This window comes from Bacillus cereus group sp. BfR-BA-01347 (assembly GCF_022663835.1).
Classification (GTDB): Bacteria; Bacillota; Bacilli; order Bacillales; family Bacillaceae_G; genus Bacillus_A; species Bacillus_A thuringiensis_K.
Genome location: NZ_JAKUGG010000004.1, coordinates 331,529 through 348,312 on the forward strand (window position 1 = coordinate 331,529; position 16,784 = coordinate 348,312).

The following is a 16,784-nucleotide window of genomic DNA, read 5'->3' on the forward strand; positions in this document are numbered from 1 at the left end:
ACTAAGGGTATACAAGGTTTTATACAGTTTTTCAGTTAATCCAATAACAGACAAGAACCCTAAAACCGCACCAGGATAGGAAAGTATAAAAAATGCATAGATCCATAGAACAAAAAAAAGACGATTCCCTTGTAAAATTAGGGAACCGTCTTTTTCTTCGCTATCGATAACAAAAATCAAGTACGTAATATTTTATTTGTCGATATTTTTTCAATCTTCATTATCGATTTCTATTGTACCCGTTCTAGCACTAACCTTTAAAATACTTAACAGATTATTAGGTGTCTTAATTTCCACTTCATATTCAAATTTTGATTGTGCTAAGTTGTCATCTTCTAATTCAAATTCTTTTTTCACATTAATAATTTCTCCATTTGTATGAGCTAAAGAAATTTCACGAACTTGTTTCTCTGTGTAGTTTTCATTCTTTTTTGCATAATTGTAACCCATACCATAATATCCACCAATAATAGCAATACCACTTACTAAAATAGCAATTACACTTATAATTATTTTCTTTTTATGTTTTAACATTTTCATCCACTCCTTATTGATTAATCCTCTATTCCAAATCTTGCTTCAAGTGCCTTTTCTGCTTGTTCTAATTGATCTTCCAGTATATCGTATTCTTTTTCTTGCGCTTTATATTGTTCAATCGTTATCGTTCCAGCGTGATAATCTGCTTCTAGCCGATTATCAGATAGATCTATCTTGTCATCCAATTGGTCAATTTCTTTTTTTACTGCTAAGTACGTATTTAATTTTTCTTCTTTTGCTCCAACTGGTTTCGTGTTATTGGCCTTTTCTACAATAGATGTGACTTCGTTTTTGAAATCTTGTGTTTGCTTCGTATCATTCGTAGCGGGCCCTATTTTGTTTGGTTCTTGTTGTAGTTGAGCAACTTCTTTTTGTAATTTATCATTTTCCACTTTCAGTTGTTGCACTTCTGTATTGTTATCAGCTTGAGTAGAACAAGCTGTTAACAATACACAAGATATCGCTCCAATCAGCATCCATTTTCGCATTCTGTTTTCCTCCCTTTACATGTGCACCTTATCCTTGCCTTTATATTACTGAACAAACATTAAAGGAAGATTAATGTACAAAAAATAAAGTGAAGACTTTTACGGGTAGCCCGACTTCCCCTAACTCCCTCGCATTCGCCGAATTTTGAAGGAGGAGTCTTACTGTCCGTTAATGCTGGATAAAATGATATAATTAAATCGTTTCTAATCTTTCTTTAATGTTTTTGAATTATAGTGATACATATTAATAAGAAGAAAAGGAGAATGTTAATGCGAGTTCTTATTGTCGAAGATGAACAAGACTTACAAAATATATTGGTGAAACGATTAAATGCAGAACATTATAGTGTCGATGCATGTGGGAATGGAGAAGATGCCTTGGATTATATAAACATGGCTACCTACGATTTGATTGTCCTTGACATTATGATTCCCGGAATAGATGGTTTACGCGTATTACAAAGATTACGCGCGGACAATAATGCAACTCCTGTCTTGCTTCTTACAGCTAAAGATACAATTGATGATCGCGTAACAGGACTCGACTTAGGTGCGGATGATTATTTAGTAAAGCCGTTTGCTTTTGATGAACTGTTAGCAAGAATTCGAGTGTTAATGCGAAGAAAAACAGGAAATACATCTAATGTGTTTGAAATCGCTGACCTAGTGGTAGATTGCAATATGCATAAAGTAACAAGAGGAGACCAAGTTATCACTCTTTCCAGTAAAGAATTTGCTATTTTAGAATATATGATTCGTAATAAAGAAGTTGTGCTGACACGAGATAAAATTGAGCAACATGTGTGGAATTACGATTATGAAGGTGGCTCGAATATTATTGATGTTTACGTCCGCTATCTTCGTAAAAAAATTGATAGCCAGTTTGAAACGAAGTTAATTCATACAGTGCGAGGAACTGGTTACGTATTGCGAGTAGAATCATGAAAAGACTATCAATAAAAATGAGAGTAACCCTGTGGTATACGGGGTTAATTGTAATTATTATGGCACTCGTGTTAGCTTTTATTTTAACTTCTTCAGATAAAGTTTTGCTTTTTAATATGAAAGATAAATTGAAGAGCACAGTAAAAGAAAGCATGGAAGATATCGAATATAAGCATGGACACTTAAAGATGGACGATGATTTTGAAGCCTTAGAAGATGGCGTAAATATAAGTATTTATAATAAACAAGGTGAGCTGCTAGCAGGAAATAGTCCTACAAACTTTAATAAAAAGGTATCGCTTAAATCCGATGAAATACAAACCATTAAAGACGGTAATAAAGAATGGATTGTATATGATTTTCTCCATAATGGAGGCGACGATGAGCAAGTCTGGATTCGTGGAATAATGACCATGAGCCAATTATCTTCAACGATGAATACACTTATTGTCATAACACTCATCTCATTCCCATTACTTATTCTCATTGCGGCAGCGGGAGGATATTTTATTACGCAAAGAGCGTTTCGACCTGTGCAACAAATGAGTGATTCAGCTAGTAAAATTGGTGATGGTAAAGACCTTTCGAAAAGAATTCATTTACAAGGTTCACCAAAAGATGAAATGTATCATTTAGCCCAAACCTTTGACAAAATGTTCGAGCGATTGGAGACATCATTTGAAAGTGAAAAACAATTTACATCTGACGCATCTCATGAATTAAGAACACCAACATCTGTTATTATTTCGCAATGCGAATACGCTTTATCACAGAGGAATAATCCGAAAGAAATGGAAGAATCGTTAGAAGTCATTTTGAAGCAATCACGTAAAATGTCCGCTCTACTCTCCCAACTCTTATTATTAGCAAGAGCTGACCAAGGAAAACATAATACTTTCCAATTTGAATGTATCAATATGAGTGAATTAACGGAAATCGTCGTAGAAGAGCTCTCATTAATGGTGCAAGAGGCTTCGATTGATATAACAACTAATATAGAGGAAAACCTGTTTATAAAAGCAGATCAAACATTGATGATGCGTTTATTAATGAATTTACTAACGAATGCAATTGCATATAGCAAAGCGAGTGGAACTGTGAATATGCAACTATTCCGTGATGAAACCAACATAATAGGTAAAGTCTCTGATAATGGTATAGGCATCAGCGAGCAACATATTACTAAAATATGGGACCGCTTCTATCGAGTTGACGCAGCACGAACATCTTCAAACATCGGAAACACAGGTTTAGGATTGTCTATGGTAAAATGGATTGTCGAACTACACGGAGGAGAAATTACAGTTGAAAGTGAATTAGGAGAAGGCAGTACTTTTACATTTAAACTACCAATTGAAAAAAGAGCATAATTCATGCGCGTCTGTCGCTTCAAAATAAAGATTGATATTTAAAGGCTCTCTACAATCCTTATGTAAAAATAACTGACGCATTTTAAACATCATCGATTTTATCATTTTGGACAACCTATTCTGTTAAATTGATATACATGCGAAAAAACTATCGAAATAAAACCCCAGAAATCCAACGGTCTCTGGGGCTCCATTATATATTTAGCTCTTTTTGCTTTTTGTTTTGTTTATGTCTATACAGCAATTTTCGGCTTATTAGAGAAATCACTAATAAGGTCAGAATTAATAAGATAAGTTGCATAAATGATAGATCAAAATATTTAGCACCTGTAACGATTAAAAGTGTAGAAATTGTGCCTTTTACAACGAAAAAAATAATAACCCATAATCCGCCTTTTTTCCAGTTCATTTTATATTACCCTTTCCTACATTTAAATTCTTAAAAGATTTAATGATAGTTCTTACATGTGACAACTTAATAGAAATCTATTATATTAACAAAAAATTCATGTCTAATTAAATGCGACGATTCTATATTAAGTGAAAATGATATTCATTGTCAATTTTATTGACTATTTGAATACTTATTCTTAACCTCTTCCTACTTTGTTTCTTATAAGAAATACACTCTTGTATTCAAACAAAAACACCTCCATTGCATTTGCACACTTAGTATGCGAATGCAAGAGGTGTTTTTTCATATACCATCAGGTAAGATTTCCTGCTTTGTTTATTTCTTGATACGTAGCTATTTTTTAGTACACGATAACTGGATCATAAGTGTTCAAACTATCATATACAGTTTTTGCAACATTAGGAAGAAGGTTCACACATCCACCTGATCCTCCTGTTAAATAAGCGTTATTTCCCCAGTCTTTTCGCCAGCCAGCATCGTGGAATCCTTGACCACTATTTGTGAATGGAACCCAGTAATCTACTTTAACCGCATAATCAGCTTTTCCTACTGCGCTACCTCTTAGCGTGTATGGTGTTCGTTTATATAGAACGTACCACACACCTGGTGATGTATCTTCACCAGTACTATGTTTACCAGTTACTACATTTGTTGTAACAACTAATTTTCCATCTTTGTAAATCCAAATTTGTTGCTCTGCAATTGAAACTTCTGCATACGTGTCTCCGATGCCATTATTCGATGTTGTTTTATAACCGATACCTTCCTTCTCCCAACCATTTCCGTGAATATTAGAAGCAGAAAGCGATTTTTCGCCTTTCTCAAAGGCTTGTTGAACTTGTTTAGTTTCTTTTTCAACATCTAGTGCCCAGCCGTATCCTTGTCCTTTTACTGATATGACTGAACCGGAATGAGTTTTAAATGAGAAATCTTTATTTAATGTTGATTTGGCATTATTAATTTCAGTAATTTTCTTCTTAATGTCACTCGCATCAATTGTAACTTTCATATCCTTTGACATAGAGGCATTTTGAATTAAATCTTTCGCTTTTAAAGGATAAACTTCATCCTGCACTTTATACTCAACAGACTGCCCAAGAAGATTCTGTAGTGCTTTCTCCTCTTTTTTGACAATCGGATCGTCTTCTTTAATAGGTTTTATGTATGCAGACTTCAGATGAATTTCGCTTTTATATTTTTGCTTATCATAATCTTTCAGTAGACTAGTAACATCATACTGTTTTCCTTCCACACTTTTCGAAATAACAATTTTCCCTTGTTCTAGCTTCGCCATAGCATCTTGAGGCGCTTTTAATTTCTCATTCATAGAGATGAGCTTTTCTTCCACAAGTTTTTTCATCGTTTCACTACGATACTGATCTGCCTTCTCTGGTAGCAATGAATAATTTTTCCCCTTTGAAGAGGGGAAAAATGTCCACTGGCTTTTTAATAGTTTCTTAATTTGAGGCAAATCTTTTTCCGTAAGTTCCGTTTTTGTATCTTTTTCATCTAAAATTTGTTGTTGATCAACATAGACTTTGTTTGCTAGTCCAGATGTCTTTAATTTTTGTATTGCTTGATCAGCGCTCAGACCACCAACTTTTGTGTCATTAATTGTAACATTCGAATTGAAGTGAGTTGCCTGGTAATAACTCATTCCCCCAATAAGAAGTGCAATTACACCAATACCCGCTGCGATAAACTTCCAATTTGTATAACGTTTGTTTGATCTTACTCGTTTTTGATCAATTTCTTCAACTGATTCATTTGTTGTATTGTTGTTCATCAATCTTTCCCCCGTATGTATTAACGTCAAACGATTTTCAATTAAAATCATAGACTAGTGTACCTTATTTTTCCTAAAATTTCATTATTTCCGACCACATTTTATCGCAATTTAATGATTAAATTTAGATTTTTTAATAGTACGATGCATTGCACAGCCCTTTACAAGTTATAAAATGAAATTTCAATCAATCGTTATACATCAAGAAAATTAGCTAAATCTTATTCGGAAAATTTTTCCTCTTTACGTAAAATACGAATTATATTCTCCATTTTATGAACATCACCCCCTAATTTTGTCAAAAAAATAAACGATAGTCCTTCTACATCTTAGATAGAAAGAATACCGTTTTTTCAGTTAGAGTATTTGTATAATCGCTTAACTTTTTACTTCCTGAAGGTCAAACGTGATGAAGATGATGAAATTTCATCTCATAGCCTTAAAATGAAAACATTATGTTTTTTATGGCAACCAACTTTATTTTCTTAGCTTGATGACGATGGGGTATCACCACATGTCCAACAGCCTAAGATTAAGTAAGAGTCCGTTCAACTAGATTTTTTCTAATATTTTTAGGAGCATCTTATTTCTCCTTGGCATATTGCACCAATTTTATTTAAAACACATCCGTATGCTATTTAGTAAAATTTACGATTCGAGACATAATTATTGCAGTAGCCAAGATAATAATAGCGGTTATCAAGCCAGATTCTCCAATCCAAATCTCAGTTTGATATCCTGTACTTGCACGTGCAAAAGGTCCTTGAATAATGGCATTCCAAGTAGTATGGATGATAACCTAAGGCCAAACGCTACCTGTGATAAGTCGTAAATAAGCTGTAATGTAACTGAATGGCACAATACAAAAATAGATGCCAAGTACTGAAAGAAAGACAGATGTTCCCTCTACATATAGACCAGCGATAACAATTGGAACATGCCACGTTGCCCAAATCAATCCACTAATAAGGATAGGCCGTGAAAACTCTGCATCGATTAGCCTTGTGAGCATATAACCTCGCCAGCCCATTTCTTCTCCTAAAACTGGGATTAAGTTAAGCAAGCTTCCTAAAACGCCGCTCAATACTACTAGATAAATGAAACTGATTGGTTCCGGTAGATACTGAAGTCCAAGTATATTGTAGATCGGTTCTAACATACCACCTTCGGGATGCTGAAACCCCGCAATTCCGCTCAACCAGGAGATAGAATAAGTAATTCCACAAATAATCATAGGTATTAGCAGAGCAAAACCAATCCCCTTCCATACCTTTAAGTTACCGAGACTAAAAGATACATCTTTAAACCCTTCTTTCAGTATTATGCGAGTCAAAATAGAAGAAAATGCTGGGGTAAACATATATACCACAATAAGCGGCATACTGTTAGTAACCATTACTACTACATTTAGGATAATGGAAGTAATGGTTAAGATACTTAGAAAGAGTTGAAGTCCTATTTTAGCACGTTGGATTTTATCTTTATTATGCAATGCTTCTCCGTGTAACAACATTGTAATCCGCCCTTCCCCTTTTATTCATTTGTTTATTAAATTTACTTCCTGTCATTTCAACAGCTACAACTTAGAATAAAAATATTTTGGCATACAGATTCATTCATCTTTACAATCCCTCCCAAATTCATAATCTAATCTTACTTGCGGCTCAACAATGTAATTATTATTTATAAGGTGTCATAGCCGATAGTACAAAAGTGTAATGATTAGCCTATGACTTGTGTCAATTAACCTTATGACAATATGTAACTAGAAAATATGATATGGAATAAATAACAATTGAATTAAGGCAATTAATTCGTGTAAGTACATGAATCAATCTTGCTTTTACAAATAATTCAATTGAGGTGAGCAAAAATGAATAAGAAAAAAATGATTGCAATGGTTAGTACAGCTTTATTAGTCACAGGATGTGGGGAAGTAGGAAACGCTCAAACTGTAGCAGTCGAAAACTCAGGTCAATCACTCCAAAAAAATATAGTTAAATCAATACAATCACAGGCTAACCCATTAAAAACGATAGAACCGTCAAAACCATTTGAAGATTTAAAACCACTTAAGAAAATGATTGGGAGCGCACAATATGTAGGATTAGGAGAGAATACTCATGGAAGCTCTGAAATTTTCACTATGAAGTTTCGCCTTGTGAAATATTTGGTTACTGAGATGGGCTTTACAAATTTCACAATGGAAGAAGATTGGGGAAACGGCTTAAAGCTAAATGAATATATCCAAACAGGAAAAGGAAACCCTAGGGAATTTTTAAATTTGTTATATCCTACTGATGAAATTATAGCCATGATTGAGTGGATGAAAGATTATAATGCTAATCCATCCAATAAAAAGAAGATCCAATTTATTGGAATCGACTTAAAAACGTTGGACCAAGGTAGCTTTAATAAAGTAATTGATTATGTAAGGGTACATCGACCAAATTTGCTTGCAGAAGTAGAAGAAAATTATAAAGAATTATCGTCTTTTACTGGAAGTATACAAGAATATATGAAACTTACTCCTGAATTGAAAGAGAAGTTCAAAGCAAACGCTGAGAGAGTAGCCCGATTACTAAATGATGAGAATGAGCAAGCCAACACAGAAATAGTTTCACCTGAGTACATGTGGGTAAAAGCAACGGCAAGTGCAATAGAGAAATTTACCACAATGCTACTTCCTAACGACTATCCAAGTATAATAAAGCTACATGAGCAATACTTGGCCGATCATGCAATGTGGGCACAAGAGACATTTGGTGGTAAAACGATGGTATGGGGACACAATATTCATATAGCTAAAGGAATTATCGATGAACAATTATACCCTGATGTTGCGGGGCAGTTTTTAAAGGAACGTTTAGACAATAATTATGTCACAATTGGTAGTACAACTACGGAGGGGAATTTCACCTTATATAGCGAATATAATCCTTCCACCGGAGGTAAGATTACAACAGACGCTATTCCACAAGATGTAAAAAGTTTCAATTATACTCTCGGAAAAGTGCCCTATAAAATGTTTTTATTGGATAACCGTCACCTTAAAGGACAAGCAGAGAAATGGGTTAAAGCAAAAAGACCATTACTAAGTATAGGAGGACAAATCCTCCCGAACAGTTCGGTATACTTTGATACTTCATTGCTTGAGCAATTTGATATTATTTTTCATATTCGAAAAACAAGTCCATCTCATATTAAATAAAAGTACAAAAAAACCGTTCTTGCAGATGCAAAAACGGTTTTTTTGTGGAGGATTAATAAAGTGAAACTTTAATCAGTCGGGATTTTATTCATCCCCCACCTAACTTATTTGCTTCCACTGAATTTTGAGGTGGGGGTCTTACTGCCCGGCAAATAGCGGGATAAAAGGATCTTTTTTAACTAGAAGTAAGCTGTTCTCCCCCCTTTTCAATCTCATTTAAAACTGTCATATGACACTTTTACACTAGTGAGAATGACAAAAAAAGCAGTATGATTCGGTTATTACATAGATAGGAGCGATGAACTTTATGAAATCAAGATTCATCCAGAATGGTTATTTTTTATTGCTAACTTTCGTTACAGGATTATTTTATTTTTGTTTTTATCTAATAGCTCTGCTATTCAGTTTTACCCTTTCATTTACGGTAATTGGGATTCCACTAGTTATACGCGTACTACAGACTACGACACCTTTTATCCAATTCGAGCGCATACAGACGAAAATTTATACTGATATTTCGACCGACTCTTACGATAAAAGTATAAAAATGGCTACATCAAACTGGACTCAGGTGAAATTAGTGCTTACAGATCGTCGCACTTGGTCTGCTGTCTTTTGGTTAATGCAGAAATTAGTGATTGGCATTTTCAGTCTCATTAGTGCAATCATTTTTTATGTAATGCCACTTATGTTCCTGTTGGCACCACTACTGTATCGATACATCGATATGAATATTATATTCATACAGATAGATACTTTTGCCAAATCACTCTTTGTAATGTTTATGGGTATAGTATTTACCGCCATAAGTATTAGAATAGTAGATGGTTTGACAAAGAAAATCGGGGGCTATACACGTAGTATGATTCGGCAACTAAATCAATAGAGGTTTACAGTCTGTGAGTAGTATCACAGTTTTAAATTAAAAAGTATAATAAGACATGAAAGATTAAATTATAATATAGGAAGTAAAAAGGCAGGCTATTTAGGGGGTAAATGACTTGTTAGATATGGTTAAGTATTGGTTTTGGTATGATTGGATTATGTTAGGGATTCGTCTACTTACTAGTGTATCTATCATCCTAGCTACATTAAATTTTCAAAATGGTTTAACATTACCACTTTGGATTATTATTCTTTGGGAAATTATTGCCTTCTCAATTCCATGGGTAGCCTTACTATTCAATTATAAATATTATTTGTTCACAGAAATACTGCTATATGGTGGACTATGTATATATTTAACCTCATTATTTCCGGAAGCTTACAACACATTTCTTATATCGGTGTTTCTAATTGCTGCAAATAGTAAGCATTTGTCCTATTATTGGACAGCTCCAATAACAGTTTTTATAACGACTGGAATTTTCTATGCGGTTGCGCCAAGTAATAGCTATTGGGTTATGGTCACCTATTATGGATTCGCATATGTAATGGGCTTCGCTTTTCATTTATTAATCGTCAATCATAAGCAAAATGAATCAATTCGTAAACAAAACGCGGTACTTGAGCAATATATGTCTCAGATTGAACGCATTACACTGGCGGAAGAACGAAACAGACTGTCGAGTGAGCTTCATGATACAGTTGGTCACGCTTATACTTCTATTATTATGGGAATGGAAACGTTGCGCACCGAACTTGCTACTGAAATGGGTATACAGAGGCTAGATTCTCTGCTTGAAATGGGACGTAAAAGCATCGAGGACGTGAGAGGTTACCTACATCAAATGGAGTCTCCGTGTCAATCGCCTTCCTTAATTCAATCTCTCCAAAATCTTGGAGTCGAATTTCAGGAGCACGCTCAAGTTAATGTAAGTTTTCGGGCATACGGAGAGGAATATGAATTGTCTCGGCAAGCGAAGATAGCGTTCATTCGTTGCTTACAAGAGTCCCTTACAAATGCAGTACGTCATGGTCAAGGAACTGAAATTATAGTTTCATTACAGTTTGAACAACAATATACGAGATTAGAAGTTCAAGATAATGGAAAAGGAAATGTAGAATGGCAGGAAGGCTTCGGTATGAATGCGATGAAAGAACGAGCAATGAATTTGCAAGGTCAATTGTCTGTATATACAAAGCCGGATGAAGGAATGCTTGTTACATGTACCGTACCGCGACAAACTGAAATAAAAGATGGACTTATTCGTTTGTTAATTGTAGACGACCAGCCGTTTGTTCGAGAAAGTTTGAGGACACTACTCGATAGATATGAAGATTTAAATGTAGTGGGTTTGGCCGAGAATGGCAATCAAGCCATAGATTTGTGCGGGCGCCTTCAACCCCATGTTATCCTTATGGATTTAGATATGCAGCAAATGGATGGAGTCGAAGCAACCAAAAAGATTAAGCAACAATGGACACATATCCGCATATTGATTTTTACAACGTTTCAAGATACCAAACAGGCGTTGGAATCGCTTCGCAACGGTGCGGATGGTTTTTTACTCAAATCTATTGAAACGTTGGAGCTAGCTAATACGATCCGACTTATTCACAAAGGTGGGACACTGATTGATCAGGGAATGTCTCAAAAAATATTTGAGAAGTTTGATAAGCAAAAAGAGACACCACAAGCAACCGCTTATGAGCTAACAGCTAGAGAGATAGAAATATTACAGCTAGTAGCAAAGGGACTTCGATACACTACCATAGCATCAAGGTTATATTTGTCAAATGGTACGGTCAGAAATTATGCTTCTACAGCTTATACAAAGCTAGGAGTCCGTAACAAAGAAGAAGCTGTTCAAAAGGCTCTAGAAATTGGAATTATTGAATAAGAAAAATGTTTTTTGTTTCTCTATAGCAAGGTAAAATGTAATTACAAGATACAGTAAAGGATAAAGTGAAACTTTAATCAGCCCTCACCAATCGGTTTTTTACGGGCAGCCCGCCCCCACCTAACTTCTTTGCTTCCGCTGAATTTTGAGGTGGGGGGGCTTACTGTCCGGCAAATAGCATCATTACATTAATCTTTTTTCGGGAGTACTATTCCTTTATATAATTGAACTGTAGTTAAGTACTAAATCGAGTAAATTACTACAAAAATAACAAGTGGTAACCAAATGCGAGAGTACGGATCGATTAAAAGAGGGCTAAACATGTTCATACCAACTGATATATGAGTAATCCCTATAATTGCTGGGAATAAAAATATGAAGAATAACTCTTTATAGATTGATTTTGTTAATAATTCTCGGCGGACAACAATTTTACGAAGCATTTGATAACGAGCCACATCTTTTGATGCTCCCGACAGAACTTTAAACATTAAGCAACTTGCCATTATTGCTAAAAATGCAATTCCAACGAAGAACACCATAAACATTAATCCGCTAGCAAAATCATGACTCACAATATTGTGACGAAAAACCGGGAAAATAATAATAACTAGTTACTATTATTATTTATTTGTCACTTTTAAAGCATCTAACACTATCTTGGTTGCTTCTGCAATAAGCTTATCATCGTATTTAGCATCCTCTTTATCATGATTAGAAAGTATCGCAAGAACAATTGGCTTTTTATTTGGTGGCCAAATAATTGCGATATCATTTCTGGTTCCATAAGATCCCGATCCCGTCTTATCAGCTACTTCCCATCCTCCTGGAACTCCAGCACGAATTAAGTTGTCTCCCGTAGTATTCCTTTTCATCCAATCTATTAATAAATCCCGTTTCTCAGTTGAAAGTACATCTCCTAGCGTAAAAGCCTGAAGACTAGTAGCTAATGCCTTTGGGGTACTAGTATCATGTACGTCTCCTGGATGTACTTCGTTTAATTCTGGTTCAAAACGTTCAGGATTTGTAACGGTGTCTCCTACTTCTCTTAGTGATTTTTTGAATTCACTAGGTCCACCTAATTGTTTAAGAATAAGATTTTGTGCAGTATTATCACTATATCGAAGAGAAGCATCTGCAAGCTCTTTCAGGGTCATACCACTATCAACATACTTTTCTGTAATTGGATTATAATTAACAAGATCTTCACGGGTATACAAAACTCTTTGATTTAGATCTTCTATTGATTTCTTTTGTAAAAGTACTCCCACAGCTAAAGCTTTGTGGGTAGATGCGTATGCAAACCGTTCATCTGATTGATAAGTAACGGTTTGATTCGTATCAGTGTCCAATGCATAAATACCGAGTTTAGCATCAAATTCTTTTTCAAGTTTAACAAAAGAATCATTACCGGTAGTTTCTTGTTTGGTTTGATTTGTTTGTTTTGTTTGTTTAGATGATTCAGATTGAGTATTACCATCGGAACAGCCTATAAGCGTTGCACATGAAAGAAATACTACAGGTACCATCTTTTTGTAATGTAAAATGTTAAAAAACTTGTTTAAGACTATCATACATTTTCAACCTCTTTCAAGAATATATAGTTTTTCTAGGTGTTATACATACCGACACAATGAAAAAGTCTATCGGATATCACTCTTCTTGCATCTCACTTTCCATAAAGTGAAACTTTAATCAGCCCTCACCAATCGGGCTTTTACGGGCAGCAGGGCCCCCACCTAACTTCTTTACTTTCGCTGAATTTTGTGGTGGGGATCTTACTTCCTGGCAAATAGCGGGATAAAATGAGCGAATTATCATGAACACCTGTTTTATACGTATACTTAATAGACAACTTAAGTAACAAGTTTGTTCCATTTTTATCAGTAGTCGTATCTAGAAACCTAAAAAAGTCCATTTAGAAGATCTAAATGGACTTTTTCACTCATATAATCCTATCTATAGTTAAACGAATAAGATTAAATAAATTTAAATTTTCTTGTTTTATCTACTAAACTGTTTAGGCATTTCTTTAACGTGCTTATCATCATCACGCCAATCATAGGTTTCTTTCTGTGAAATATCTAAAGTTTGATCTCCAATTCTAACAATATTCTTATTTACCCATTCAATATATGGATCGGTATCTGGATAATTCCAATATATATTTTTCTCTGAATCTGTATCAAGGTTAACTAATTCACCCCTAACAGCATCCGCACTTAATGATCCTGCATTATGAAAATAAGTCTTGATGAGATATTTTCCATCTGGAGATTTCACTGTTCGAATGAATTCCCCTTTTGGAACACCTTGCAAACTAAAAAATTTCCAATATCCAAACCCAATTATAATTACTAACATAGTAATTATAGTTAGTAATACTTTTCTTTTTGTTTTTTTAATTTCACCTTTTGTATTTATAATACTCATTCAACTCCATTCCATAGAACTAACACCATATTATACCATTAAATAAATGGTATAATATATCAAAAATAAAAATCCTCCCGTAATAGTATTATAAAAAAGGCATGTGATGGTCTCCCTATTTATAAAGTGAAACTTTAATCACCCTCACTAATCGGGCTACCCGTTAATGCGGGATAATCATGAAAATTCCCCTTTAAGAAAAATATAAAAAATCAGACAGTATACTTGAATTGCTCTTCGCAAGAGAATATACTAATAAAGCAGGCTATGACGTTCCTTCCTTCTAACTTCTTTGGCGAAATAGGGATGTTACTTTCCTGCTAAACACATAGGCTATGACAATTCTTCCTTCTTTGTAGAAATTTCAAATTGTTTTAGAGTTGTCAATTCCCTATGAAAAATAATTAGACTATAAAACCTCTTTCTTCTTTGGGATTGCATAAACTTTAGTTTATCAACCATTGATGTAGAGGTTTTCTTTTCTTAATTAACAAATTACCACTTAACAACTAAATGTTATACCCCTAATTTTTCACTAAAAAATAGCTATGTACCCTCTGTGCATTTTTCTACAATTATTGTGTTTATACATATAAAAATAAAAATCTACCACTGAAAGGAGGACAGTCAGACTATTCCCCTCTTTTATAAGGCGTGAATAGATGGCGTTCTCATGAAAAATTCTATTTATATAAGAAGAAGTTTGAAAGTAATTATAAAAAGAGAAGAAAATAAACTACCGAACATTTATTTAGCCACTGTTTTAAAAAACTTGGAAAGTTTAGGATTTACTTTTTCCGAGCCTTTAATAGAAGAGTTGCAAACACTTTCGGTTGATGCATTCACAACGTTTTACAAAGAGTTGGTAAAACATTTAAAAGAAATGGTTGGTGCACATATTCAGTTTACTCCTATGTATCCAAACTTTCCGCAACAAATGATGGATTTAAGTGACGCTGATTTATATATCAATGCCGTTATTCATTATGTGACGTTGCGCCTACCTGTATCAAAAGTAGAAGAACGACTCCCTCTTTTAGATAGAGTTGATTTGAAAGTTATTGACTTAGGAAGTGAAGAAGATTTCAATCAAATGATTTCTCAATTGATTAGTGCAAACAGCTCTATTTCCTCAACTGATAAGACGGATGTAGAATGGGCTATTACACACACTGAAGATGTTTCCTGTTTTCTACCTAATGTAATTCCTCATAAGGAAAATATGTCTTTTATAATTGGGGTTTTATTAATAAACAGAAAAATATCAGCCGATGCTGCTGCAAAGTATTTTAAAACAGCAACTGATGTTCTTCGCCTTGCAGTTGCTTTATCTGAAGGGGATGTGAGTTTAGCATCCTCCGTCCGATTCAAGAAGTTTAACCGAGCAGAAAGACGCTTCCTTTTAGGATTGTTAGAGCAATGCGGAAACATTACCGAAGATATGCTTCGATACAAAAAACGTTGGATTCGTTTAGGTGAAATTCTTCATCCAGCAGAATATCATACTCGTTTCCCAAAAACTCACCGAGCATTTGAGATTCTTCGCAACAACATTAAAGTTGAAACATTTAATGGAAAAATAGAAGCAGCTTTGTTGAATCGTGATATCATGACAGCAAAAAATCTTTTAAAAACTCGCCCGGGGGAATTTGCCAGACGCTTGGATCATTTAATCCGTTTATGTAGTGATAAGTCAACAGATGTTTTCAATATTCTCGAAGATTTTCTAAGTATAATAGGAAACGTTTCTACTCCTGTATTACTTCAACTCACAGCTCATTTTAAGCATCGAAATGATAAAAATGAATTTCGCACCTTTTTTCCAAAGGGAAATGTAGCAAAAGCTATAGGTATTGAAAATACACTTCCATTTATCTCAGAGGATATTTGTTTAATGATTGTAAAAATGTGTGAAGATACTTTAAAAAATCGCTTCGCAGAACTTCCAAGTCTCGGAAAAGTATTTTTGGATGAACAGTTAAAAAATCACTTAGTTCCCTTCTCTCAACGTTCAGCCAGCAAAGCGCTTCGCACATTATCTCGAGGAAGTAAAGTAGATTTGCCAGAAGGAGATACGATTCGTTTTTTCCTATGGTGGAAAGAAGGCTATGTGAATGGACAACATACAGGACGTGTTGACATTGATTTATCTGCTGCAATGTACGACGAAGATTGGCAATACAAAGAACATGTATCCTTCACGAACTTACGTTCAAAAAATTTCAAAGCCTACCATAGCGGAGATATTACTTCTGCACCAAAGGGGGCATCTGAATTCATTGATTTCGATATTCCGTCTGTGCTGAAATATGGTGCACGCTATGTAGTCATGACTTTGCTTTCTTACACAGACCAACCGTATAAAGATTTACCAGAATGCTTTACTGGTTGGATGGTTCGTCAATATCCTGGTTCAGGTGAAATATTTGAACCTTCTACTGTTCAAGATAAAGTGGATATTACTGCCGACACCCAAATCTCTATTCCAGTTATTTTAGACTTAAAGGAACGAAAATTGATTTGGACAGATTTGTCTCTTACAAGAGATCTAACTTATGATAATACCATCGAGGCTAATCAAAAAGGTATGATACTAGTTGGAAAGGCTTTAACTAATTTAGTTAAACCGAATTTATATGACTTGTTCCGATTACATATTGAAGCTAGAGGTGAACTCGTTCAAGACATCGAAGAAGCAGAAAGCATTTTTTCTTTGGATAAAGGGATTACTCCTTTCGATATTGAAAAAATAATATCTGATTTTATAGCTGACTCAAAAGGCTAACTACATTACAAACATTGATAATGCGTGGAAA

At 34.5% G+C, this 16,784-nt stretch carries 12 protein-coding genes and 2 pseudogenes; 6 read left to right on the plus strand and 8 right to left on the minus strand.

The window, feature by feature from the left end:
• Positions 1-210 precede the first annotated feature (210 nt).
• Together MR143_RS09850 and MR143_RS09855 are read right to left on the minus strand one after the other, a co-directional pair.
• A complete protein-coding gene (locus MR143_RS09850) occupies positions 211-534 on the minus strand; it encodes a PepSY domain-containing protein (RefSeq protein WP_000912127.1) in 324 nt (107 codons plus the stop codon).
• A 20-nt stretch (positions 535-554) separates the two neighbouring features.
• Positions 555-1,025 (minus strand): SadB/YajI family lipoprotein, encoded by a 471-nt coding sequence (locus tag MR143_RS09855; protein ID WP_001233661.1) that lies wholly within the window; start codon positions 1,023-1,025, stop codon positions 555-557.
• Between the two features lie 270 nt (positions 1,026-1,295).
• Here MR143_RS09855 and MR143_RS09860 point away from each other — a divergent pair, with 270 nt between their 5' ends.
• Positions 1,296-1,970, plus strand: coding sequence for a response regulator transcription factor (locus MR143_RS09860; RefSeq protein ID WP_001264528.1), 675 nt, complete (start codon positions 1,296-1,298; stop codon positions 1,968-1,970).
• On the plus strand, positions 1,967-3,340 hold the full coding sequence (locus MR143_RS09865; protein WP_002164094.1) for a sensor histidine kinase: 1,374 nt from the start codon (positions 1,967-1,969) through the stop codon (positions 3,338-3,340). Before MR143_RS09860 ends, MR143_RS09865 begins: the two co-directional genes overlap by 4 nt.
• A gap of 193 nt (positions 3,341-3,533) precedes the next feature.
• Here the strand turns inward: MR143_RS09865 and MR143_RS09870 are convergent, their stop codons facing one another.
• The 3 genes and pseudogenes from MR143_RS09870 to MR143_RS09880 form a co-directional block, all read right to left on the minus strand.
• On the minus strand, positions 3,534-3,749 hold the full coding sequence (locus MR143_RS09870) for a hypothetical protein (protein ID WP_001104104.1): 216 nt from the start codon (positions 3,747-3,749) through the stop codon (positions 3,534-3,536).
• A gap of 346 nt (positions 3,750-4,095) precedes the next feature.
• Entirely contained in the window at positions 4,096-5,541 is a 1,446-nt protein-coding gene (locus MR143_RS09875; RefSeq protein WP_001064078.1) for a L,D-transpeptidase family protein, read from the minus strand.
• A gap of 634 nt (positions 5,542-6,175) precedes the next feature.
• Positions 6,176-7,054 (minus strand): annotated as a pseudogene (locus MR143_RS09880) (CPBP family intramembrane glutamic endopeptidase).
• Between the two features lie 360 nt (positions 7,055-7,414).
• Between MR143_RS09880 and MR143_RS09885 the strand changes: the two are divergent.
• From MR143_RS09885 to MR143_RS09895, 3 genes are all read left to right on the plus strand, one after another.
• On the plus strand, positions 7,415-8,752 hold the full coding sequence (locus MR143_RS09885; RefSeq protein WP_199717633.1) for an erythromycin esterase family protein: 1,338 nt from the start codon (positions 7,415-7,417) through the stop codon (positions 8,750-8,752).
• Positions 8,753-9,059: 307 nt separating this feature from the next.
• Positions 9,060-9,638 (plus strand): sensor domain-containing protein, encoded by a 579-nt coding sequence (locus MR143_RS09890; protein ID WP_002181390.1) that lies wholly within the window; start codon positions 9,060-9,062, stop codon positions 9,636-9,638.
• A 115-nt stretch (positions 9,639-9,753) separates the two neighbouring features.
• Positions 9,754-11,535, plus strand: a complete 1,782-nt coding sequence (locus tag MR143_RS09895; protein WP_242280726.1) for a response regulator — start codon at positions 9,754-9,756, stop codon at positions 11,533-11,535.
• Between the two features lie 242 nt (positions 11,536-11,777).
• Here MR143_RS09895 and MR143_RS09900 read toward each other — a convergent pair.
• The 3 genes and pseudogenes from MR143_RS09900 to MR143_RS09910 all read right to left on the minus strand — a co-directional run.
• Positions 11,778-12,113, minus strand: a pseudogene (locus MR143_RS09900) (ABC transporter permease); the annotation flags it as partial.
• 45 nt (positions 12,114-12,158) lie between these two features.
• Complete coding sequence (gene bla, locus MR143_RS09905; protein WP_000636470.1) at positions 12,159-13,109, minus strand: class A beta-lactamase; 951 nt, start codon at positions 13,107-13,109, stop codon at positions 12,159-12,161.
• A 430-nt stretch (positions 13,110-13,539) separates the two neighbouring features.
• Positions 13,540-13,968: a DUF5412 domain-containing protein gene (locus tag MR143_RS09910; protein WP_000022535.1), complete on the minus strand. Its 429-nt coding sequence runs from the start codon at positions 13,966-13,968 to the stop codon at positions 13,540-13,542.
• A 673-nt stretch (positions 13,969-14,641) separates the two neighbouring features.
• Between MR143_RS09910 and MR143_RS09915 the strand changes: the two genes are divergently transcribed.
• On the plus strand, positions 14,642-16,753 hold the full coding sequence (locus MR143_RS09915; protein WP_000798030.1) for a TerD family protein: 2,112 nt from the start codon (positions 14,642-14,644) through the stop codon (positions 16,751-16,753).
• The last annotated feature ends 31 nt before the right edge of the window (positions 16,754-16,784 follow it).